The 22,441-nt window shown below is 65.3% G+C and carries 17 protein-coding genes; 8 read left to right on the top strand and 9 right to left on the bottom strand.

What is annotated here, in order from left to right:
* Positions 1-48: 48 nt before the first annotated feature.
* From H7J73_RS04680 to H7J73_RS04655, 6 genes are all read right to left on the bottom strand, one after another.
* Positions 49-462, bottom strand: a complete 414-nt coding sequence (locus tag H7J73_RS04680) for a hypothetical protein (protein ID WP_264066078.1) — start codon at positions 460-462, stop codon at positions 49-51.
* Positions 463-484: 22 nt separating this feature from the next.
* Complete coding sequence (locus tag H7J73_RS04675; RefSeq protein ID WP_264066077.1) at positions 485-1,396, bottom strand: LysR family transcriptional regulator; 912 nt, start codon at positions 1,394-1,396, stop codon at positions 485-487.
* A gap of 156 nt (positions 1,397-1,552) precedes the next feature.
* Positions 1,553-2,698, bottom strand: a complete 1,146-nt coding sequence (locus H7J73_RS04670; RefSeq protein ID WP_264066076.1) for an aromatic ring-hydroxylating oxygenase subunit alpha — start codon at positions 2,696-2,698, stop codon at positions 1,553-1,555.
* A gap of 110 nt (positions 2,699-2,808) precedes the next feature.
* Positions 2,809-3,705 carry an ABC transporter permease gene (locus H7J73_RS04665; protein ID WP_264066075.1) on the bottom strand — a complete coding sequence of 299 codons (897 nt, stop codon included), beginning with the start codon at positions 3,703-3,705 and terminating at the stop codon, positions 2,809-2,811.
* Positions 3,702-4,607, bottom strand: coding sequence for an ABC transporter permease (locus H7J73_RS04660; RefSeq protein ID WP_264066074.1), 906 nt, complete (start codon positions 4,605-4,607; stop codon positions 3,702-3,704). The genes H7J73_RS04665 and H7J73_RS04660 overlap by 4 nt, the downstream gene beginning before the upstream one ends.
* 19 nt (positions 4,608-4,626) lie before the next feature.
* Positions 4,627-5,895: a polyamine ABC transporter substrate-binding protein gene (locus tag H7J73_RS04655; protein ID WP_264066073.1), complete on the bottom strand. Its 1,269-nt coding sequence runs from the start codon at positions 5,893-5,895 to the stop codon at positions 4,627-4,629.
* A 123-nt stretch (positions 5,896-6,018) separates the two neighbouring features.
* Between H7J73_RS04655 and H7J73_RS04650 the strand changes: the two genes are divergently transcribed.
* Both H7J73_RS04650 and H7J73_RS04645 read left to right on the top strand, forming a co-directional pair.
* Entirely contained in the window at positions 6,019-7,395 is a 1,377-nt protein-coding gene (locus H7J73_RS04650; RefSeq protein WP_264066072.1) for an aspartate aminotransferase family protein, read from the top strand.
* A 58-nt stretch (positions 7,396-7,453) separates the two neighbouring features.
* Positions 7,454-8,617 carry an ABC transporter ATP-binding protein gene (locus tag H7J73_RS04645; protein WP_264066071.1) on the top strand — a complete coding sequence of 388 codons (1,164 nt, stop codon included), beginning with the start codon at positions 7,454-7,456 and terminating at the stop codon, positions 8,615-8,617.
* Here the strand turns inward: H7J73_RS04645 and H7J73_RS04640 are convergent.
* Positions 8,597-9,298: a TetR/AcrR family transcriptional regulator gene (locus tag H7J73_RS04640; RefSeq protein WP_264066070.1), complete on the bottom strand. Its 702-nt coding sequence runs from the start codon at positions 9,296-9,298 to the stop codon at positions 8,597-8,599. The genes H7J73_RS04645 and H7J73_RS04640 overlap by 21 nt on opposite strands.
* Positions 9,299-9,417: 119 nt before the next feature.
* On the opposite strand from H7J73_RS04640, the gene H7J73_RS04635 reads away from it, so the two are divergent.
* The 3 genes from H7J73_RS04635 to H7J73_RS04625 are packed head-to-tail and all read left to right on the top strand — an operon-like array spanning position 9,418 to position 14,298.
* The gene (locus tag H7J73_RS04635; protein ID WP_264066069.1) at positions 9,418-11,061 is read left to right on the top strand and encodes a phytoene desaturase family protein; all 1,644 of its coding nucleotides are present in this window, start codon (positions 9,418-9,420) and stop codon (positions 11,059-11,061) included.
* A 17-nt stretch (positions 11,062-11,078) separates the two neighbouring features.
* Entirely contained in the window at positions 11,079-13,118 is a 2,040-nt protein-coding gene (locus H7J73_RS04630) for an acetate--CoA ligase family protein (RefSeq protein ID WP_264066068.1), read from the top strand.
* Positions 13,119-13,158: 40 nt separating this feature from the next.
* Positions 13,159-14,298: an aminotransferase class V-fold PLP-dependent enzyme gene (locus tag H7J73_RS04625; RefSeq protein WP_264066067.1), complete on the top strand. Its 1,140-nt coding sequence runs from the start codon at positions 13,159-13,161 to the stop codon at positions 14,296-14,298.
* 8 nt (positions 14,299-14,306) lie between these two features.
* On the opposite strand, the gene H7J73_RS04620 is transcribed toward H7J73_RS04625, so the two are convergent.
* Positions 14,307-14,999 (bottom strand): GntR family transcriptional regulator, encoded by a 693-nt coding sequence (locus tag H7J73_RS04620; protein ID WP_264066066.1) that lies wholly within the window; start codon positions 14,997-14,999, stop codon positions 14,307-14,309.
* 593 nt (positions 15,000-15,592) lie between these two features.
* Positions 15,593-16,555 carry a coiled-coil domain-containing protein gene (locus H7J73_RS04615; protein WP_264066065.1) on the bottom strand — a complete coding sequence of 321 codons (963 nt, stop codon included), beginning with the start codon at positions 16,553-16,555 and terminating at the stop codon, positions 15,593-15,595.
* A 325-nt stretch (positions 16,556-16,880) separates the two neighbouring features.
* Between H7J73_RS04615 and H7J73_RS04610 the strand changes: the two genes are divergently transcribed.
* Genes H7J73_RS04610 through H7J73_RS04600 form a run of 3 tightly spaced genes read left to right on the top strand, consistent with a single transcriptional unit; the run spans position 16,881 to position 22,421 of the window.
* On the top strand, positions 16,881-18,356 hold the full coding sequence (locus H7J73_RS04610) for a DUF3375 domain-containing protein (protein WP_264066064.1): 1,476 nt from the start codon (positions 16,881-16,883) through the stop codon (positions 18,354-18,356).
* Complete coding sequence (locus H7J73_RS04605) at positions 18,353-19,060, top strand: DUF4194 domain-containing protein (RefSeq protein WP_264066063.1); 708 nt, start codon at positions 18,353-18,355, stop codon at positions 19,058-19,060. The genes H7J73_RS04610 and H7J73_RS04605 overlap by 4 nt, the downstream gene beginning before the upstream one ends.
* Positions 19,053-22,421 (top strand): ATP-binding protein, encoded by a 3,369-nt coding sequence (locus H7J73_RS04600; protein WP_264066062.1) that lies wholly within the window; start codon positions 19,053-19,055, stop codon positions 22,419-22,421. The genes H7J73_RS04605 and H7J73_RS04600 overlap by 8 nt, the downstream gene beginning before the upstream one ends.
* Positions 22,422-22,441 lie beyond the last annotated feature (20 nt).

The following is a 22,441-nucleotide window of genomic DNA, read 5'->3' as shown; positions in this document are numbered from 1 at the left end:
ATACTGATCTACTGATAACCCGGGGTTATCACCGGATCGCCGATAACCTCAGCCGACTCGGACGATTCCGCCGCTGGAGATGGTGAAGCCGCGACCGTTGGGGATTGTGCAGGTGACCCCGGTGGTCTCCGAACGACACGTGAATGGACCGCTGCCCGCCGTCTGTCCATAGGCAAGGGTCGGCGCATCGCCAGGATCGCCGCGATTGCACTTCGAGCTGAAGTCGGCATGGTCGACGTCCATACAGCTGTTGATGACCCCACCGTCGTCCATCGTCACGGTCTGGGGCGGCGAGGCGGTCTGGCAGTAGACCTGATTGGGGATGCCGCCACGCTGCCAGTCGATCTCGCAGCTGATACCGCCGAGCGGGGAAACGAAAAAGACGCCGTCAGGTTCGGCAACAGCATGCGGAGCTGATATCAGTGCCGCGGCAAGACCGACTCCCGCCACTGCGATCTTCATGTGGTAACACCTTTCTCGGAATCTAAAAATAGGTGGCGGGCCGTTCCATCGAGTGCCCTTCGTCAAAACTCCACTCGTCGTGTACCTGTCGGATCAGCAGTGCCGCGTCCGCACCGAGGCGGGCGGGATGCCAGGCCAACGCGGTGTAGTTGCGCCGGCGATCGACGATGGGCACGTACGCGATACCGGGTCGGTTGTAGAGCCGGGCACTGGCCTCGCTGGTGAAGCTGATGCCCAGGCCGCGCGCGATCGTCGTGGTTTCCTCTTCGTAGGTGGCGGCGACCGCAGCGATCGTCGGGGGCTTACCGTCGCGCGCATCCATCGCCATCCAGTAGTCGCGCCACCGGCCCGCGCTGCCCGGCGCGACCACGATCGGGTCATCCAGCAATTCGGTGATCCGTACTTCGGAGCGCCGCGCCAGCGGATGGTCCCGCGGCAGACAGGCCACCCAGTCTTCAGCGTCGAGGATCAGCATCCGATGTTCGGGCAGGTCGACCGGCGGTCGGATGATGGCCACCTCCGTGCTGCCGTCCGCCAATCCCGCCGTCGGATCGTTGAAGTCGAATTCTTTTGACTCCACTCGTATTTCGGGATAGGCGGCCTCGAAGTGGCGAACCAACCGGAACAGGATGTCGGCGCCGGTGCCGATCAGGTAGCCCAGTTTTATGCGCCGGTTGCTCCGCGAGAGCATGACGAGATTCTCGACCGCCGAATCGACCCCGGTCAGCGCCGTCCGCACCTGAGGCAGCCATGCCGTGCCGAACTCGGTCAGCGACACCTCACGGGTATTACGGGTGAACAACGGGACACCGAATTGGTGCTCTAGCGCTTTGATCGCCGTCGACAGGGCCGGCTGGGTGATGAAGAGCCGCTCCGCGGCGCGCCGGTAGTTCAGTTCTTCGCCGAGCACCACGAAATACCGGAGCTGGCGCAATGTGACGTCCGCGCTCGTGGCACTCCTCCTCACTCGGGGCGGGTGTTGTCCGCACCCCTAGGGTGTCACGCGACGACGGTTTCGGTTCCCTTCTTCGCCGCCGACACTTCGTCGATGGCCACCTCGGCCTCGCGCAGCCACCCGCTGTGAGTGCCGTCAACCTTGGTAAGCCTTGGCCACCCGGGTGACGAACTGGTACACGCCATCCTCGTCGGGAGCCAGCGGCCCCGGACGGGCATGCGGTGAGCTGAGCCCGCGCTGCACGGATTCGCAGGCAGCCCAATCCTGGCGGTTGGTCAGGTCCCAGAAGTCGACCGCATACGACGGGTCGAAGCCCGGCTTGTCGGCAACCTCCCTGGGGAACGCCCACGCGCATTCGACGTGGGTGCGATCGACCGCCAGCGGTGTCATCAGGTGGGTCATGATGTAGTCGGGGTGCAGGCTGACCAGCAGGTTCGGGTAGCCGACCAGATACATCACGGAGCGCAGTTCATGCTCGGACAGGCCCTTGATGGCGACGCCGCCACTCTTGCCGTCCAGCGACATCGTCTCGGCCTCGTCGATCATCGACATCCAGCCGCCCATCCACGAACCGGGCAGGTTGAGGTTCTCGCCGCTGTCAGGTGGGCTGATCCGGGACAGTTCGGGGTGAATCGACGAACAGTGGTAGCACTCCTGGTAGTTCTCGGCGATGACCTTCCAGTTGGTCGCCAGCTCGTAGGAATGCCTGGCCACGATCGTCAGGTTTTCCGGCTGATACGGCGCGATGACATCCTCCAAGCCCGCGACGTGTGCACTGAAGTCGACGTCGAGCCCGCTCGGGTCGACGAACAGCCAGCCGTGCCAATTGACCAGCCGCAGTTCGGCCAGCCCGAATCCACTGGCGTCGAAGGCACCGGAATCCTTGAAACCCGGTGCGTTGCGCAGACTTCCGTCCAGGCGATACGACCACGCATGGTAGGGGCACACGATGGACCGGCGCTTGGTTTCGGCACCGCAGGTGAGCAATTCGTGGCCCCGATGACGGCATGAGTTGGCGAAGGCGCGAACCAGGCCGTCCTCGCCACGCACGAGCAGCACACCGTTGGCTCCTGAGCCGACAGCTTTCTGGCCGCCGATCGCGGCGATGTCGTCGGCATGCCCGACACATCGCCAGCCGGAGAAGATGCCGCCCTGCTCCCATTCGAAGACCGCCGGGTCTACATAGGCTTCGCGGGGCAGCATGCGGGACTGCCCGAACGGTGCCAGCGAGGCCGCTAGATCGTCGGCGGGAACAGGGGCCGGACCGAGCTGTTTGAACATACAGTCAGGATACTGGCTCGGAGGTCAACGGTCCAGAGATGTGTCCGCAGCGAACGCTCACCCAAGTACAGATTTGGGGCTCAGCAGGTGCAAGACTGCACGCTGGTGGCCTACAGTTCGCCCGCGAAGGCGCCGATCCCGCGGTCACCGGTGGTGTCGTCGTTACGGGTCATCCGCCGGAAGACCAGGAAGCCGACGACCACCGCGGCAAGCGAGGCGACCAACAGCAGGGTGGCCAACGCATTGAGCGCGGGCGTGGGGGCAGCACGCGCGGTGTTGTAGATCTTCACCGAGACGGGTTCGGTCGATGCACCCATGGACAGATAGCGCACCAGCACGAAGTCGTCGATCACGTCGGCGAAGACCAGCACGGTGCTGGCGAAGATGGCGGGCATCAGCATCGGCAGCGTGACCCGGCGCAGTGCCCCGAATGCCGAGGCGCCGAGATCTGTTGCCGCTTCTTCGTATTGCTTGCCGATGGTGGCCAGCCGGGCACGCACCAGTACCGCCGGATAGGCCACCTGATAAGTGACCAGCCCAACCACCTGCGCCGAGGTGCCGAGCCCGATCGGCAAGGCCAGCGTCGTCACCACGAACAGCAAGGCCACCGCCAGCAGCACCTCGGGGATGACGAACGAGATCAGCATCAGCACGTTCGCCCCGGATGGCAGCCTGCCGCGCCACCGGTCGATACCGATCGCGAACAGCACCCCGAGCGGGACGGTGATGATCGTGGTGATCAGGCCGAGCTTGAGCGTCTGCAGCAGGGCGGTGTGCAGCGCGGCGTCATGCCAGACCGAACGGGTCTGGTCACCCCAGTACCACCGGAACGAGAAGCCCTGCCAGTTGGTGCGGGACCGGCCGTCGTTGAACGAAAACAGCACCGCGATCAGCACCGGCAGCAGTGACCACGCCAGGTAGAGGACAGTGACGCCGGCCAGCACTCTGGGCCGGCGCCAGGGATCGCGGTACCAGCCGATCGGCCCCCGCAGCGCGCGAGTGCTCATGTGCGCACCTCGTCGCCGCGCAGGGTGGTGCGCACGTAGTAGATCATCGGCAGCACCGTCGCGATCAACACCAACATGACGAAGGCGCCCGCCTGACCGGTCTGGCCCGGGGCCTGCACACTGTCGTTGATCAGGTTGCCGACCATCGCCGTCTTCGGCGACGCGGAGAGCAGGTCGTTGGTGAAGTAGTCACCGAGCATGGGCAGACACGTCAGCAGGACCGCGGCCAGGACCGTCGGGCGGCACAGCGGCAGCGTCACCCGCATGAACGACGAGACCCGACTGGCACCGAGATCGCGGGAAGCCTCCAGCATCGACTGCGAGAGGCGGTCCAGGCCCGCGTAGAGCGGCAAGATCATATAGGGCACGTAACCGTAGGCCAGGCTCAGGATCACCACCAGCGGTTGCCCGGTCAGCCAATCGATCTGCACGTGGAACAGGCCACCGAAGTTCAGCACCCTGTTGACCAGGCCGTCGTTCTGAAGAAGATTGACCCAGGCCAACATCCGCATCATGTAACTGATCCAGAACGGAGCGATCAGCAGAGCGATCAGCACACCCTTACGCCGGCCAGCCAGTCGCGACACGTAATACGCCACCGGGAACGCGATCGCCAGGCACAGGATGCTCGCCGCCCCCACATAGCCCACGGTGCGGATCAACGCCGGAAAATAGATACCACCGGGGCCGATCCGGGACAGCACGTAGAGGAACTGATCGGCGTTCCACGCCAACGGGTTCCACACCGGTACCGCGGTGCGAAAGAGCGGATCGACCTGGCCGAAGACAATGGCCAGCACCACGTACAGCGGCGCCAGGAAGAACAACAGCAACCAGACGACACCCGGGGTGGCCAGCGCCACCCACAACCGGGTATTGCGTTCTCGCGACCGCTGGAGCACTTATCTCCTCTAGAAGGTGTCAGGAACCGCCTGCATTGAACGCGTTCCAAACATTGTGCCAGGCAGCGTCATTCGCCGCATCGAGTTCAAGCAACCGGTACCCGGCGTCGAAATACTCCGGTTTGACGATCGCCGACCGCAGATTCTCCGGGATGAACTCCTCCGCGATCAGCGAGTCGGCGGTAAGGGTGTTCTGCGGCGGCTGGTAGCCGATGGCGGAGAAGTTCTCCTTGGCCACCGCGGGGTCGAGCATGTGATTGAGGAACAGGTGCGCAAGCACCGGGTTCTTACCGCCTTTGAGCGTGACGAGCATGTCGTTGTCGACCAGACCTTTGCCGTCCTGCGGGAACCAGTAGCGCAGGATCTCGGCGCTGACGCCCTCGGGCAGGTAGGACTGGGCGTTGATCGCGTCGCCCGACCACATCTGACACAGCCCTATCTGCCCGGCCGGCAGATCGCTGTACATCGTGATGGTCACCTTCGGTGACGTCGCCTTCACCAATGCGGTGAGCTGATCGCCCACCATCTTGAGATCGTCGGCCGACGACGTGTTGACGTTAGTGTTGCCCTGCTTGAGCAGGACCATCGCCATCGCGCTGTGCCAGTCGTCGAGGATCGCGGTCTTGTTCTTGTACTGCGGATCCCACAGGGATTCGTAGGGGTTCTTCAACGCGCCGATATCGGCGGGCACTTGGTCACTGCGCCAACCGATTCCAGTGGTGTAGATGGTGTACGGCACGGTGTACTGCCAACCTTGGTCATACCAGGGATTGGTGAAACTCGGCCACACATTCGAGATGTTGGTGATGTAGCTGTGATTCAGCGGGCGCAGCAGCCCGCCCGTCACCAGCCTGCCGATCTCGGTGTAGTTGGCGTTGTAGATGTCGAAGTCGACGCCGCTGCGCAACTTGGTGATGGCCTCGTCGCCATCGTTGAAGGTCGAGACCTCGATCTTGCAGCCGTACTTGTCCTCGAATCCCTTGATCGCCTGCGGGCTGAGATAGTCGGCGTAGTTGTAGATCTTGAGCGTCGCCCCCTGTTCCGGCGCGAGACCGTCGGCAATGGGCTTGTTGTCGTCGGGGATGTTCCACTTGACCGGGTTGTTCGGCGCCGCCAACGTCAGACTCGGGCCCGAGGACGCAGGCCCACTCTTGGCGCAAGCGTCGAGGAATGCGGTCAGCGCAGGCGCGCCGGCAGCGAGGATCGCGGCTCGTGTCAGGAACTGTCTCCGACTGGGGCCGCGGCGGGGCATCCCATGCGGCAGTTCACTTCCGGTGGGAACGGGCATCCGGGCCTCCCAGATTCGCAGCCTTGTCGCTGCATGGACTCTCGCATAGACTGAACGCTCAGTCAATATTTCAGCCATCTAGTCCGGATGGCTGCAAATTGATATCTGAGAAGAGGTATTCCAGTGGCTCCGTCAGTGGCCCTGACCCCAGTCCGCGATTCGATCGACCAGCTCATCGCCCATGAGGAAGGGGTGTTCCTGCGCCGCCAGCCGCGCAGCACCGAGCTCATCGCGCAGGCCCGCGAGCATCTCGCCGGTGGTGCCACCTCGAATTGGCAGATCGCCCAACCGCAGGCGGTATGGATGAGCCACGGCGCGGGGTCGAAAGTGTATGACGTCGACGGTACCGAGTATGTCGACATGCACGGTGGTTACGGAGCGTCGATCGCCGGCCACGCGCATCCGGCGATCGTCGCGGCTGTCAGCGAACAAGTAAGGCGTGGAACGCATTTCGCCCAACCGACCGAGGATGCGATCTGGATAGCCGGTGAACTCTCCCGGCGCTTCGGGCTGCCGTTGTGGCGATTCGCCAACTCCGGTACCGAAGCCACCATGGACGCCATTCACCTGGCCAGGGCGTTGACCGGGCGCGACCTGATCATCAAGGTCGAGGGCTGCTATCACGGCCACCACGACTCGGTGCAGGTCTCGGTACTGCCCGACGCCGACGATATCGGGCCGCGCGAGCACCCCACCGGAGTGGCGGGCAACAGCGGCATTCCGGCAGCAATCCGCGATCTGGTGATCGTCGTGCCGTTCAACGATGCCAACGCGGTGGCCCGCGCGCTGGCCGAGCATCGGGGCCAGGTCGCCGGGATGATCCTGGAACCGGTGATGATGAACGCCGGCATCATTCCGCCCGTCGACGGTTACCTGGCCGCCATCCGCGATCTCGTGCACGCGGCCGGCGCGCTGCTGATCTTCGACGAGGTGAAGACCGGGTTCACCACCGGACCCGGCGGCGTGACGGCCTTGTCCGGCGTGGTGCCCGACGTGGTCTGCCTGGCCAAGGCCCTCGGCGGCGGGATCTCGGTAGCAGCGATCGGCGGCACGGAAACCGTGATGTCCCAGATCGCCGACGGCCGCTACGAGCAGGTCGGCACCTTCAACGGCAATCCGCTGGCGATGGCGGCGACCAGGGCCACTCTGACGGACGTGCTGACGCCGCAGGCGTATGAGCATCTCGGGGTGCTGGCTGGACATCTGCGCACGAAATTGGAAACCGTGATCTCCGATAGCGGCCTGGACTGGCATGTCGTCTCCGTCGGTGCCAAGGGTTGTGTGACCTTCCGCCGCGACCCGGTCCGCGAATTCCGCGATTTCCTGGGCGTCGACGATCGACTGGGGCACGCGCACTGGCTCATGCAGCACAATGGCGGCGTTTTTCTGCCGCCATGGGGGAAGGTGGAGCAATGGCTGCTGTCCGTTCAACACGACACCGACGATGTCGATCGGTTCGTCACCAACTTTGCGAAACTCGCCTCGGCGGTGACGCCCTGATCCCGCCCTGTTCGGCCTTGTCGTCGGGCCCGGTGTCGAACCCGGCCGGAGCCCTCTGATGACCGGCGGCGCAATCCGGCTGCACCAGCTGGCCAAGGCTTTCGACGGGGTGCCCGCCGTAACCGGTATCGACCTCGATATCCCTGGGGGGCAGTTCTATTCACTGCTGGGCGCCTCGGGCTGCGGTAAGACCACCACGCTGCGGATGATTGCCGGATTCGAGAAACCGGATTCCGGGCGGATCGAGTTGGACGGCCGCGACGTCGCGGGCGACCCGCCGCACAAGCGGCCGGTGAACACCGTCTTCCAGACGTACGCGCTGTTCCCGTTCATGAGTGTCGCCGACAACGTCGCGTTCGGGCTGCGCTACCTCAAGACCTCCAAGGACGAGACCAAACGCCGCGTCGGGGAGGCCCTCGAGCTGGTCCGGATGAGCGATTTCGCCAAACGCCGCCCCGGTCAACTCTCCGGCGGGCAGCAACAGCGCGTTGCCCTGGCCAGAGCATTGGTCCTGCGGCCCCGGGTGCTCCTGCTCGACGAGCCACTCGGAGCGCTCGACGCCAAACTGCGCAAGCAGCTACAGCTGGAACTGCGCGCGGTCCAGCGCGAGGTCGGGATCACGTTCGTCTACGTGACCCACGATCAGGAAGAGGCGCTGACCATGAGCGACCAGATCGCCGTGATGGCCGGCGGCCGTGTCGAACAGATCGGGCCGCCGGAAGAGATCTACTCGGCGCCGGCCACCACCTATGTGGCCGGATTCCTGGGCGCCGCCAACATCTTTGACGCCGACGTGATCGAATCAAGGGCCGGTTCTGCGGTGTGCACGGCACTGTCGACGACGGTGCACGCGGCCGTGAACGGTGTCAGCGGACCTGGCCCGGCTGCGATCGTCATCCGCCCGGAGCGGATCACGCTGCTCACCCCTGGCGATGCCATCGATCCAGGCTGCAACGTGATCGCCGGGACGGTCTCGGAGGTGGTCTACCTCGGCTCCTCGACGCAGGTCCACGTCGATGTGGGCCAGCCGACGGCCTTGGTCGTCGAAGTCCCCAACCACGCCGGCCCTCGATCGGTGATCCAGCAGCCCGGCGCGCAGGTGCAGTGTCTCTGCACCGTCGATGCCGTCCGGGTGTTGACCCGCAGCTCGACTCCTGTCATCACCGATCCGGTTGCCGACAGTCTCGTCGAGACCGGGCTTTCAGCGCCTGCCGCGCGCTAACACCTTGTCGGATTTGGAGGTACCGGCTTTCTTGGCGGACTTGCGGGCGGGTTTCTCCGCCGGCGCAAGGTCGAGCTCACGCTCGGCGAAGCGCATCGCTATCTGGTAGGCCACCTCGGAATCGACCTCGGGATCCTCCAGCGCCACCTGAATCGACAGCCCGTCCAGAAGCGCGGCGAATTCGAGGGCGAACATTTTCGCGTCGATTCCCGAACCGAGCTCTGCGGAGTCAGCCACCCGCAAGGCGTCGATGATCATGCGCCGCCAGCGCGCGTCCAGTTCGATCCGACCCGCCCTGACCTCGTCATGCCGAAATGCCTGCGCCCACAAGTCGAACCACAGCCCCCAGGCGCCGGGGATCTCGTCCGCACCCTGCCCTTCGGGTACACAGGTCCAGCGGATCAGGAGTGACAACCGCTCCCGCAGGGATGGCACCTCGGCCAACATCTTCTCGCCGGCCTCGTAGAAGGATTCTTCCGAGTAGCGCAGTGCGTCGACGAGCAGCCGGTCACGGGTACCGAAGTAGTAGATGACCAGCGCGGAGCTGACTCCGGCCCGCTTGGCCACGTCGGCGATTCTGGTCTCGGAAAAACCACGCTCGCAGATCAGCTCGGCGGCAGCACGCAGCATCTGGATGCGACGGCCTTCGTTGTTCTCCGTCGCGGGTGCGGGTTCGGCCATGGTTCCCTCAGTCTCCCCTATCGCGTGGCAGCGCTGCCTCTTGTCGGAATCCTAACACTTGGTTAGATTGAACAGTCAGTCAGGAAGTGCGCTCTGGGCGCACGGAAAGTTGGACTCGGATGTCGAATGGTTACGACGCGATCGTCATCGGTGGCGGACACAACGGTCTCGTTTCGGCCGCCTACCTCGCCCGCTCGGGGGCCAGGACGGTGGTGCTCGAATCGCGCGCCAGCCTGGGCGGCGCGGCGACCACCGAATCACCCTGGGAGGACGCACCGCATCTGCGGGTGACCCGGCTGTCCTACGTGATGAGCCTGATGCCGCCGACGATCGTGCGCGACCTCGAGCTGGAGCGCCACGGCTACAAGGTGCATCCAATGGGGCCCTACTACCAGGCATTTCCCGAAGGTGGCTCGCTGACGATCTACGAGGACGACCCCGCGCGGACCCACGAGCAGCTGGCCAGATTCTCAAAAAAGGACGCCGACGCCTTCCCGAAATGGAACGAATGGCTCGAGGGGATCGCCGAGGTGATGGGCCCACTGCTGACGCAGGTCCCGCCCAATATCGGCTCGCACAAACCAGCCGATCTGTTCGAGCTGGCCAAGCTGGCATGGAGCCAGAAAGGCATCACCACCCGGATGACCGCCGACGTCACCCGATTGCTGACGATGAGCATCGCCGACCTACTGGACGACTGGTTCGAATCACCCCAAATTAAAGGTGCGCTCGCCGTCAACGGCGTGATCGGAACCTGGGCCGGCCCCTACGAGCCAGGTACCGCCTACGTCATGGCGCATCATTCGATCGGCGATGTCGGTGACGGTCAACTCGGCAGCTGGGGTTATCCCGAAGGCGGGATGGGCGGCGTGTCGGAGGCGATCGCCCGTTCGGCCCGCAGTTTCGGCGCCGAGATCCGCACCAAGGCCGCGGTTTCCCGGGTTCTCGTCCGTGGTGGGCAGGTCCAGGGCGTGGTGCTCGACAACGGGGAAGAGATCACCGCTCCCTTGGTCGTCACCACGTTGCATCCCCGCACGGCCTTCCTCGACCAGATTCCGCGCAGTGAGCTGCCGGATGATTTCGTCGCCGATATCGAGCACTGGAAGACCCGCAGCGGCGTGGTGAAGATCAACCTCGCGCTCGGCGAGCTGCCGAACTTCACTGCCGATCCGAGTTCCGGGCTGGCCGAACATCACACCGGCTCTGTCGAGATGGCGCCGACGATGGAGTACATCGAAGCCGCCTTCCAGGATGCCAGGACCGGCAAAGCCGCCCTGCTGCCGTTCAGCGACGGCGTCATCCCCACCACGCTGGACAAGACGCTCAATCCCGATGGCACGCACATCATGTCGCTGTTCACGCAGTGGGTGCCCGCCGAATGGGCCGCAGAGCCGCACGCGGAAGAGCTCGACGCCTATACCGACCGGCTCATCGAGCTCTACGACCAGGTGGCACCGGGCTTCAAATCCTCGATCCTGCATCGCGACATCGTCGGTCCGCACGAGATGGAGCAGGAGTACGGGCTCATCGGTGGCAACATCTTCCACGGTGAGCTTTCTCTGGAGCAGCTGTTCCACATGCGACCCGCGCCCGGATTCGCTGACTACCGAACCCCGGTCGCCGGACTCTACAACGGTAGCTCGGCCACCCACGCCGGCGGTGGCGTCTGCGGCATTCCAGGCTGGCAGGCCGCCAAAGCTGCACTGGCCGACAAGAAGCGGAGCAACAATCGCCTCCGCGCGGTGCTGAGCAGGCGCTCCTGAGCGCCCTCCCAGAGCAGATGACCGACGTGGCCGGCCGGGCAGCAGCGGTCGGCGCGATGCTCGGCGCCCGGTCAGTGGCCGTAGTGGGCGCCAGCGCCCGCCCTGACAGCTTCGGCGCGCGGATGGTGCTCGAAGCACAGCGCGGTTCAGCGCAGACGCATCTGGTGAATCCGCGCTATGACATGGTCGGCTCCCAGCAGTGCCTGCCGTCGTTGGCGGCGCTCGACCACTCCCCCGATCTGGTACTGCTCGGGGTGCCCGATTCTGCGCTGGCCGAGCAGTTGCGGCTGGCCGCCGCCATCGGTGCCCGCTCGGCGGTGCTGTTCGGCTCCGCGCACACCGCCGGCCTGCGCGAGACGGTGCAGGCCATCGCCGCCGAGGCGGGGATGGCCGTCTGCGGGGCCGGCTGTATGGGCTTCGCCAACAATGCGCTCGGCGTGCGCGCACTCGGCTACCTGGAGCCCGATCCGCTTCCGGTAGGCGGTGTTTCACTGGTCACTCACTCCGGCTCGGCGTTCTCGACCCTGCTGCGCTGCAACCGCGGATTCGGTTTCCGTCTTGCGGTGTCGTCCGGGCAGGAACTGGTCACCGATACCGCGGATTACGTGTCCTATGCGCTGGACGACCCCGACACCCGAGTGATCGCACTGCTGTTGGAAACCCCTCGGGCCGCGTCGCGGCTGCGCGTCGCGTTGCGCCGCGCCGCGGACCAGGGTGTGCCCGTGGTGATTCTGACCGTGGGTGGTTCACCTCTGGGGCGTTCGATGGTGGCCGCTCACTCCGGCGCTCTTGCCGGCGACGCCGCCGGGTGGGCGGCGTTCTGCGCCTCCACCGGCGCGATCCGAGTCACCGACCTCACCGAATTCACCGACACCATCGAACTTTTCGCCACCCCGCGACGCGCGGTGGCCCGAGGTGGTATCGCCACCGTGCATGATTCCGGTGCCGAACGGGCTTTGTGCGTTGATCTCGCACACGACCTCGGCGTGCCCTTCGCCGGCTTGGCTCAGGACACGCTCACCGCGCTCGGCGATCTGCTCGACGAGGGCCTGGTGGCCACCAATCCGCTCGATGTCTGGGGCACCGGCGCCGACACCAGAGCACTGTTCGGTGCCTGCCTGCGGGTCATCAGCGAAGACCCCGCCGTCGCCGTGACCGCGCTCGCCGTCGACCTGGTCACCGAGTACGACGGCGATACCGATTACGCCGATGCCGTGCTCGATGCTGCCAAGAGCACCGTCGCCCCCCTGGCCGTACTCGCCTCGGTACCGTCCGCGATCGATAGTGACGTGGCACGAGTGTTACGCGAGAACGGGATTCCCGTCCTGGAGGGGACCCGTAGCGGCTTGGCCGCGCTGGGGCACCTGGCGTCTTGGCCGCTGCCGTTGCCGCCTGCCACCGACGCAACAGAGACCCCGCGGCGGCGGCATTGGCTCGACCGGTTGGCGTCAGGCCCGGTACCGGCGTTCGAATTACTCGCCGGCTACGGCGTGCCCGTCGTGCAATCACGGGCAGCACACTCCCTGGAAGAAGCATTATCGGCCGCGGATGCCATCGGCTACCCCGTGGCCCTGAAAACACTTGGTGCCGAACACAAGAGCGACGTCGGCGGCGTCGCGTTGGGGATCGCCGATGAAGCGGCATTGTCGATCGCCTACGCAGCGATGGCCGAGTCCCTGGGACCGGTCGTCAGCGTGGATACGATGGCCGACGACGGCATCGAGATCTCCGTCGGTTTCGTACGTGACCCAGCCTTCGGCCCGCTGATCGTCGTCGCGGCCGGTGGTGTGCTGGTCGAACTCCACGCCGACCGGGCTGTCGCCTGCCCGCCGCTGGCATCTCGTGACGCTCGTCAACTGTTGGATCGGCTACGGATCCGGCCGTTACTCGACGGCTGGCGCGGCTCCCGCGCCGTCGATGTTGACGGTCTGGTCGACGTCATCGTCGGATTCGCCGCGATGGCAGATGATCTCGGCGAGGCGGTCGATGCCGTCGAAGCCAACCCGGTGATCGTGTCGCCGGAAGGTGTTGTCGCGGTCGACGCACTGGTGATCTGAGCCGGCGCGCGCTGAGCCCCGGCGGTGGCATGGTGGTCCCATGAGACAGCCCTGGCGTGACGAGTTCCCGCTGGCGCGGGAACTCGTGATGCTCAACCACGCGTCGTACGGTTTGGCACCACGGGCGATGCTCGACTATTGCGCAGCTCTTCGACGTGAGCTGGAGACCGACCCGATCGTTCACCTCGGCGACGCGCTGCAAGCGCGTCTGGCGTCGATCGCCGAACTGGTGGCGACCGAACTGGGTCTGCCCGATGCGGCGAACTGCGCGCTGACGTCAAGCTCCACGTCGGGGGCGGCAGCGGTGCAACGGTCGTTGCCCCTGTCCCGCGGCGACACCGTCGTGATCCTCGACTGCGAGTATTCGTCGGTCATCCGCGGCTGGCAGCGACGGTGCGACGAGGCAGGTGCCCGGCTGCTCGTCGTTGGGGTTCCCCTGCCGGTGTCGGACGGTACCGAACTACTTGATCACCTGTCGCGAGCGGTCAGCGATTCGGTGGCCGTCCTGCAGTTCAGCGCGATCACCTCATCCGCCGCGCTGATGCTCCCGGTCGACGACCTCGCCCGCTGGGGACACGAGCGGGGCGCGACGGTCGTGGTGGATGCCGCGCACGCTCCGTTCCACGTGGACGTGGGAGCTTGGCAAGACGTCGACGTTGCATTTGGCACAGTGCACAAGTGGCTGCCGGTTCCCCGCGCGGTGGGCATTTTGTGGGCGCGCGCGGCGGTGGCTACCGGGTTGCGCCCGGCCGAGACGTCGCTCACCGTCGACGAGCACCACCTTGCCACCCGCTTCGGCTGGCCGGGAACGTTCGATCCCGCCGCACGACTGGCCGTGCCGGCCGCACTGGAACTTTGGCGTCAGTGGAAGTCTGTTGGCGCTGTTGCCCATTGCACACAGCTAGCCGACTACGCGGCCGAAGTGCTGCCGGAGATCGGCGCAGTCCCGACCGGCGGGGACACTTTACTGTCACCACGCATGCGCGCCTTCCTGTTGCCGCACAACGACATCGGGGCACTTCAGCAGCGACTGCTCGACGCCGACATCCGGGTGTGGTCCGGACGGTACAACGCGACGTCGTCCATCGTCCGGCTCGCCACCCATGTCTACAACGACAGGGCGGACATCGACGCGCTCACCGAGACGCTCGCAGCCGTGCTGGGCAGCCGATCCCGATGAGCCCCGGCTCAGTGCGCGACCAGCGGCCTGCCCGACTCCAGCGATACGTTGACTTTGATCACTCCGCGCTGGGAGAGCTCGGCGAGCATGATCGTGGCAAGCAGCGTCGACCGATCCATATTGGCCACGCGCGCACCATCGACATCATGGCGCCGGATCGCGTCGGTCTCGGTCTCGTAGGACGCTACGAATTCGGCATGGACCGCGAGATACGCCCTCCAGAAATCCGGCGGGATGAAGCTGCGGGTGGTGCGGATCAGCGCGGACAGGCGTGGCCCCGCGTAGGCGTCGCAGATGACTCGTCGATACTCCCCCACCGCCTCCTGAAAGGACCCCGCGTCCGTCGCCGACCGCATCATTTCGACGACCTCGTCGAGTCGCTCCACGATGGAGGAGTTGAGGTCGGCGGCTGCCCGCGCGGCTGCCAGGCCGTTGAGCTGACCGTAGATCTCGTGATGTTCGCGGATGGTCGCTTCGTCGAATCGCTCCACGAAAGCGCCGCGGTGATACCGGGTGACGATGACACCGTCGTGCTCGAGCTGGACCATCGCCTCTTGAATCGGCACGCGACTGAGACCCATATTCTTGGCCAACTCGTTACGGTCGATTCGATCGCCCGCCCGCAGCTTGCCGCTAAACACGTCGCCGAGAATATGCATGACGACAAGGTCCTTCTCCATGACCCCATAGATCTTTGGCATCACATTCCCCCTGCGCGGCTTATTTCACAACGGCTTGTGAATGTCCATAGTGCACTCTTCCCCGAAAAAAGTGTCTGAACCCGCAACTTTCCAGAGAGTCCACAGTCTTTTGCCAGTTCGGGATCGTTCGGATCAAAAGCACCCAGTTGGCAATGGCAGTGATCGCTGATTTGAATATAATGTGCCAAATTACCCGACCCACCAGCCAATCTTGGTTGCTTGCGGACAGGCGTGAAGGACAATATTTTTCATCACAAATGGTGTCCCATGCGCGTCGCAGCGCCTTCAGTAAGACCTTGCATAGTCAAATATCAGGACTGCGCCGGTAATGCGACCGTCTTTTTCGCAATCGAGTCATTGTCAGATCATTGGATCGGTGCCGTTATTAACGAATTCGTGAATTAGCCGAGCCCCATCGCGGCCGCCATTCGACGCCCGCGGGGAAGGCGTGTCGAATTGACTGGGAGGGCATTTTGCTGGCGTGGCCGGCCCGGTTGCCGCCGGCCTCCCAGACACGCCAGAACGCCCCCGCGGCCCTCGGCGGGGGCGTTCGATTGGCAGTTTGCTGACGACAGTGGTCGGCCCTTCACGCGTCAGCTGATGCCGACCACCTCCGCAGCGATGGCCGCGACGCGGGTCTGAGCGGCAGACACCACGCGGGCACGGTTCTTGTTCGCCTCCTCATAAGCCACGATCGCCCGGATATCGGACGAATCCGTCAGGTCCTTGACCGCGGCAACGGCCTCGGTCACGTTGAGCTCATCGAAGCCCTCGATGGGGAGCTCTTCGGAATCGAGAACACCGGTGGCCGCGCGCGCCTGATGCAAGGCATCGGCTGCATCGGTGGCGCCTTCGCGGCGGATGACTTTCTCCGCGCCGGCCAGTGCACCGTCGCGCGATGCGGCCAGCGCCTTGCCCGCGATCTCACCGGCGTGCGCGCCGCGGTTGACGACGTCCTCGACGGCTGGTCGCGCAGTGCGCAGCAGCTCAAAGGCGTGGTCGACACCGCGAGCTGACCAGTTCAGTGGCAGATTGGCCAGCTTGACCGCCACTCCGGCCACAGCCTGCAGTGGCGTCCGCCGCAAGGCGGCCGGACCGCCGAGCGCATCCTCGGCCAACACGGTGGTCAGCCATGTCACAGTCGCGGAGTGCGCCGTGATGAGCCGTTCGGCCAGCCTTTCCACCTCCGGCTGCTTGGCCGCCACGGCAAGTGCCTTGATGTAGCGAGCACGGTCGACGAGCTGATCCTCCAGGGCGAGATCACCCAGGAGTGCCTCGTCGAACGGTTCGGCCTGCTCGGTGAGCGCTTTGACCGCGGCCGCGGCGCGACCCAGGATCGGGCCGATGACGTCGGGGAATCCACCGAGGTCCCGAATGGCGGACTCGATGGCCGCAGCCCGCTCACGACCGTTTTCGGCGTTCTGGCTCAGTTCGTCGCGTACTGCGTCGGTCCGCGCCTGGGCGACGCGGGTCTCGGCGATCTGGATCTCGGTGTGGGTCAGATCGAGAACCGTACGCAGCTGCGTGAGCAGTGTCGAAGTATCCGGTGTAGTCATAGTGATTTGCCTTTCAGCATCGACAGCAATGGTGGGCGCCGTATGCACCTCTTCGACTCGGCTACCCGGCCCATCTGCCGGGTACACGCTGAGCGGGTTTTGTGACGAACCACCCAAGAACGCATGACTGAGGCCCAAACGGGTACGTTCGCTCCACCTCGGTAGCACAACCAGTGAGGCTCACGCGGCTACTGAGACCCGTGGGGCAGGGCTGTCCAGACACGCTCCCCGAGCCCCGCCTGTCACGCAATCCACTGTCGCCGCGGTGCCCTATCTTGGACCGTCGACGCATGACGCACGGAGACCAGACGGGAGGGAGGCGCCAGTGGAGGACACCGCCGAAGTTTCGGCCCCGGATCTGCTCGAACTCAACCGAGAGATCCAGGGCTCCCCGACGATCCGTCTGCTGGCCACCCTCAACCTGGGCCTTTATGCGACGCTGATGGAACGTCACCTCAGCGGTGGCGTGATGGGTGAACCCGATCTGGTGGTCCGCCTCGAACGCGACCTCGACGAACTCGGTCCGCCGGGCGGTGAGCAATCCGGCCTGGCGTTGATCAAGTCGTGGGCCAGCCAGGGCTGGTTGCACCGGGTCGCCGACCAGCGCACCGGCGTCGAACGCAACCTCTGTTACCTGACCCAGGAGGCGCGCCGAGCGCTGGACTTCCTACGCGGTATGCGCCGCCAGGACACCATCGCCACCGGCGGCTCGATCAACGGGATCGCCTCCCGGCTCAAACAGATCGCCGTTCGGGTGGGCAACGATCCCGACCGCATCCGCGCCGGCATCGAGGCCGAGATTGCCGCACTGCACGCCGAACTCGATGCTCTCGACCACGGCGATCTGGGCCGCCCACAGCCCGAGGTCGACCTGATCGACGTGTACGACGAGGCGCGCGCGATCGCCCTGCAGATGGAACGACTGATCACCGACATCGGCCAGTACGGCACGATGATCGAGCAGGCCACCGCCGCCCTTGACGAGCCAATCGACAGCAATGTCGAATACCGCGATCGCCAGCGCCAGATGTATGCCGACTATCAACTCGCCTGGGACTCCCAGGGCCGCGACTCCCACCGCGCCTTCCTGCGGATGATCAACGACCCAGATCAGCGCGCCGAGTTCGAAGCCGACGTCGCTGCGGTGGCGGAGGCGCTTCCGGCGCTGGATCCGGCGCTGCGGAAGGTGATGGCCGGGTTCTTCGAGCTGGTCGGCTACCAGATCGACGAGGTGGAACGCATTCAGCAGCGCTGCGCGCAGCGGGTCAAACGCTTCACGGCCTTCGGCACACTCGAACAAAGTCGTGGCGTGGCTCGCCAGCTCAACGAGGCGATCGGCGCCGCCCGCGCCCTACTCAAGGAATCGCTGACCGATTCTCGCCTCGACCTGGAGCTGCCCCTTGCCCGGCATGCGATCAGTTCGATTGGCGCGCTGAGCTTTCGGATCGGCGACCTGTCGAATCCGAAGCCCGCCCAACCCGCGGGCACCGAAGTCGATCTGGCCAGCTTCGCCGCGCTGACTACGCAGGTGGACGCGCCTGCGATGTCCGACATGATCAACAGCGCGATCGTGGCCGGCCCGCTGTCACTCCCCGACGCCGTCGGGATGCTCGATTCCGCGTACCTCGGCCACGTCATCGTGCTCTGGTCCTGGGCGCTCAAACAGCCCGCCCAGGACCCACACACAGCCCAGCCCGTCACGGTCCGGTTCCAGTCCCTGGACGGTCGCGACCGTGAGATGGAGGTCCCGCACCTGATGTTCACCGAGCCGATCTCGAGCCTGCTGGGAGCCACGGCATGAGTACCGAACAGGACATCGATTTCTCGTCGTTGCCCCAGGTCGACCAGACCGCCCGCCCGCCGCACCAACGCCGACCCCGCTTCGACGGCGATGTCAGTGAACTGCCCGACCGCGCCTGCTGGGCGCTTCAGCAACTGCTGACGCGGCGCTATATCAGCGCCGAATCCGACCGTGACCTCTACACGTGGGTGCTGGAGTACCGTGCCCAACTGAGCGTGCGCCTCTCGGAACTGGACCTCCTTCTGCGCATCGTCGAAACCGCTTACGCCGGTGAAGGAGTCGCTTTCGTCGAGCAGGCCCGCTACGAATCGGCAAGGGGTGTCAAGCTTCTGCGCCGTGAGCCACTGGGCACCTACGACTCGATCCTGGCGCTGCACCTGGCACAGATGATGCGCGCCTCCGGCGACCAGACCGTCCTGATCAGCCGTGACGAGGTGCATGCCCTGTTCTCCGGGGTGCTCAACGACACCGACCGAGACACGGTGACCTTCACGGCCCGCATCGACGCGGCCATCGCTCGCCTGACCGGACTGGAGATCCTCCGCAAGAGCCGCGACGACGACGACAGCTACACCGTGAGCCCGGTGATCACCGCGATCATGACGGCTTCGGTTATCAACGAGTTGCAACAGCAGTTCGAACTGCTGTTGGGTGGCGGGAGCCCGAGCCTGCCGGACGACGAGGATGTCACTGCAGATGCCTGAGCAATTCCACCTGTCCCGCCTGCAGGTCATCAACTGGGGTGTGTTCGACGGGTACCACTCCATCCCGTTCAGCGAGGGCGGGGCACTGATCGCAGGCGCCTCCGGTAGCGGCAAATCCTCACTGCTCGACGCTATTTCGCTAGGCTTCCTGCCGTTCAACCGGCGCAACTTCAACGCCTCCGGCGACAATTCGGCTGCGGGTTCCAGCGCCGGGCGTCGTACCGTCGACAAGTACGTCCGTGGCGCCTGGGGGCAGCGCAGTGACGGCGGCGCCAGCAAGGTCATGTACCTGCGCGGCGACGGCGCCGCGTGGTCTGCGGTCGCGGTCACCTATGCCAGCAACACCGGCCGATCGGTGACCGGCCTGGTACTCAAATGGCTTACCGGCGAGTCCCGATCGGACTCGTCGAGCCGGTTCGTCCTGGCCGACGGCGACCGCGACATCGAGGACATCTGCAACCGGTGGGCGGCCGGACGGTTCGACTCCGCCGTATTCAAAGACGACTGGCGATTCTCCACCAAAGTGGAGTCGCAGTACCTCGCGCAGCTGTATGCGACGATCGGCATCCGCGCCTCCGACGCCGCTCAGCAGTTGCTCGGCAAAGCCAAGTCACTGAAAAGCGTTGGCGGACTGGAACAGTTCGTCCGCGAATTCATGCTCGACGAGCCGAGCAGCCTGACCCGTCTCCCCGACGCGCTGCGCCAGATCGATCCCCTGGTAGACGCCCGCGAATTGCTGGCGGTCGCCCAGCGCAAACGCAAGATCCTCGGTGATATCGAGAAGATCCAGCAGCGCTACGGCTCCGAATCCTCCGACCTGGGCATCATCGACCTGGTGGACCAACCGATGGTCCGCGCGTACACCGACCACGTCCGCCTGGCGCAGTGCCCGGCCCAGATCGACTCACTGGACGCCACGATCGACCAACTCGGCAACGAGTACGAAGATGTCACCCGCCAGCTGAATCTGGCCAAGGCCGAGGGTGATTCGCTCAACGCGCAGATCAGCGGGTCGAGTGCCACCGTAGGACCACTGCAGTCACAGGTTGGCGGCGCCGAAGCCCAGGCCGAAGAGGTGTCGCGCCGGCGCGCGGCCTACGAATCGCTGATCACCGCCCAGGGCCTCGACATCCCGGATACCGCCGACGATTTCTGGAATCTGCGGGAGGAGCTCAGCTCCACGGCCACCGAACTGCTGGCCAAACTTGACCGCGGCAGAGAAGCGTCCACCGATGCCGAGTACGCGCAGAAATCCGCCCGGATCGTCCGTGACGACGCCGCCAAAGAGCTCAAACGGGTCGAGCACGTCGGCTCGGCGCTGCCGGAGTTCGCGATCACGATGCGCGAACACATCTGCGCGGCCGTCGGTGTCGAGCCGGGTGAGCTGCCGTACATCGCCGAGCTGATGGACCTGCGGCCCGAGCAGAGCCGATGGCGCGTCGCCGTGGAGAAGGTGCTGCGTGGGGTGGGCCTGCGGCTGTTGGTCCCGGACAGTCACTACGCGGCAGTGTTGCGGTTCGTCAACGAGACGAATATGGGCGGGCGGCTGCAACTGCACCATGTCCGTGCCTCGTTCGTCGGAGCCAACCCTGTCGAAGCCGAGCTGAATACGTTGGCGGGCAAGCTGTTCGTCGTCGACCCGGCCCACAGCTGTGCCGCCGAGGCGGCTGATGTGATCGCTGCGGCCGGCGATCACATCTGTGTCGACACCCCCGACGTGTTTCCCCGGTTCCGGCGCGCAGTCACCGATGCCGGCCTGTACAAGGACTCGGACCGCTTGGCGATCAAGGACGACCGGCGCCCGCTGCGGCAATCCGATTACCTGTTCCAGGGTGACGTGGCCGCCAAGATAGACGCGCTGACACTCGATCTCGCCAACGCCGAGGAGGCCTACCACCAGGCCCGGCGCGCTGCCGACGATATCGCCGCGCAGCGCCAGCAGTGGCGTGACCGCGCCGCGGCCTGCAAGGCCATCTGCGAGCAGTTCCCGCAATGGAATCAGATCGACACCGAGACCGCTGACCGGCATTCCGACCGGCTGCGCGAACAGTATGAACTTCTGCTCGCCGACCATCCCGACATCGAGGCGCTCAACGCGCGCGCCGATCAGTGCTGGGAGGAGATCCAGACTCTGATGACCCGCCGCGGCGCCATCCAGACGCGTCGCGACGACCTCGACGGTCGACGTACCCGGCTGCTAGAACTGCAGGAACGACTCACCCCGGCGTTCGTTTCCGAGCCGCTGACCGAACTGCTGGACCGCTACGCCGGCGATGTTCCGGTGACGTTGGAGCTGCTCAACCCCGAACCGCACCGGGAGGCCGTGTTCAACGCGATCCGCCGCGAACGCGAACAGCTGCGCGAAAGCCGAAGGCGCTCTTATGACGAGCTCGCCCGGATCCTCAACACCTTCGATACCGCGTTCCCCGACGCGATCCCCAACGACAGCGATGTGTTCGACGAACGGGTGCACGACTACGTGGCGTTGTGCCGGCACATCGACGAGCGCGAGCTGCCCGAGGCCTACGAGCGCATGATGCGTCTGGTCACCGAACAGGCTCCCGACGCGATCCTGACCCTGCACCGGGTGGCCGAGCAGGAGACCCGGCGGATCACCGACCAAATCAACCGGGTCAACACCGGTCTGGGTTCGGTGGAGTTCAACCGCGGCACCCGACTGACGCTGCGGGCCACGCCGCGCAGCCTGACTGCGGTCGCCGAACTCACCGAGATCGTCAAAGCCATCTCGCGTCGCATCGCCGAGGTCGGACTCGGTGACAAACAGGCGATCCTGGACCAGTACGCCGACATCCTGCGGTTGCGAAACCGGATGGCGTCGGCCGCCCCCGAGGACAGGGCCTGGACGCGCGATGCGCTCGATGTCCGTAACCGGTTCACCTTCGACTGCGCCGAATGGGATGTCAGCACCGAGGAGCTGATCCGCACGCACAGTAACGCCGGCGACAACTCCGGCGGCGAGCAGGAGAAGCTGATGGCCTTCTGTCTGGCGGGCGCACTGAGTTTCAACCTGGCCAACCCGGACAGCGCGGACAACAAGCCGGTCTTCGCACAGTTGATGCTGGACGAGGCGTTCTCCAAGTCCGACCCGCAGTTCGCTCAGCAGGCCCTGCAGGCGTTCCGCAAGTTCGGCTTCCAACTGGTCATCGTCGCGACGGTGCAGAACGCCACCACCATCCAGCCTTATATCGACAGCGTGGTGATGGTGTCGAAGAAGGACGCCACGGGCCGCGACGCCCGTCCGGTAGCCACCGTGGCGACGAAGACGATTTCGGACTTCACTGCGCTCCGGCAGGAAATGACGCTGTCCGCCGCAGCGGCGCGCGTGCCGACACCGGTCTGAGGCCGCGCCACCCGCCGGCT

It is taken from the genome of Mycolicibacterium komossense, from assembly GCF_025822605.1.
In the GTDB taxonomy this organism is placed as follows: Bacteria; Actinomycetota; Actinomycetes; order Mycobacteriales; family Mycobacteriaceae; genus Mycobacterium; species Mycobacterium komossense.
This window is presented reverse-complemented; position numbering and strand designations above follow the sequence as displayed.

Excerpts from the sequence above, each read along its gene's own strand:
- H7J73_RS04680 (WP_264066078.1), bottom strand. The coding sequence starts at position 462 with ATGAAGATCGCAGTGGCGGGAGTCGGTCTTGCCGCGGCACTGATATCA.
- H7J73_RS04670 (WP_264066076.1), bottom strand. The coding sequence starts at position 2,698 with ATGTTCAAACAGCTCGGTCCGGCCCCTGTTCCCGCCGACGATCTAGCG.
- H7J73_RS04665 (WP_264066075.1), bottom strand. The coding sequence starts at position 3,705 with ATGAGCACTCGCGCGCTGCGGGGGCCGATCGGCTGGTACCGCGATCCC.
- H7J73_RS04655 (WP_264066073.1), bottom strand. The coding sequence starts at position 5,895 with ATGCCCGTTCCCACCGGAAGTGAACTGCCGCATGGGATGCCCCGCCGC.
- H7J73_RS04645 (WP_264066071.1), top strand. The coding sequence starts at position 7,454 with ATGACCGGCGGCGCAATCCGGCTGCACCAGCTGGCCAAGGCTTTCGAC.
- H7J73_RS04640 (WP_264066070.1), bottom strand. The coding sequence starts at position 9,298 with ATGGCCGAACCCGCACCCGCGACGGAGAACAACGAAGGCCGTCGCATC.
- H7J73_RS04635 (WP_264066069.1), top strand. The coding sequence starts at position 9,418 with ATGTCGAATGGTTACGACGCGATCGTCATCGGTGGCGGACACAACGGT.
- H7J73_RS04630 (WP_264066068.1), top strand. The coding sequence starts at position 11,079 with ATGACCGACGTGGCCGGCCGGGCAGCAGCGGTCGGCGCGATGCTCGGC.
- H7J73_RS04625 (WP_264066067.1), top strand. The coding sequence starts at position 13,159 with ATGAGACAGCCCTGGCGTGACGAGTTCCCGCTGGCGCGGGAACTCGTG.
- H7J73_RS04620 (WP_264066066.1), bottom strand. The coding sequence starts at position 14,999 with ATGCCAAAGATCTATGGGGTCATGGAGAAGGACCTTGTCGTCATGCAT.
- H7J73_RS04615 (WP_264066065.1), bottom strand. The coding sequence starts at position 16,555 with ATGACTACACCGGATACTTCGACACTGCTCACGCAGCTGCGTACGGTT.
- H7J73_RS04605 (WP_264066063.1), top strand. The coding sequence starts at position 18,353 with ATGAGTACCGAACAGGACATCGATTTCTCGTCGTTGCCCCAGGTCGAC.
- H7J73_RS04600 (WP_264066062.1), top strand. The coding sequence starts at position 19,053 with ATGCCTGAGCAATTCCACCTGTCCCGCCTGCAGGTCATCAACTGGGGT.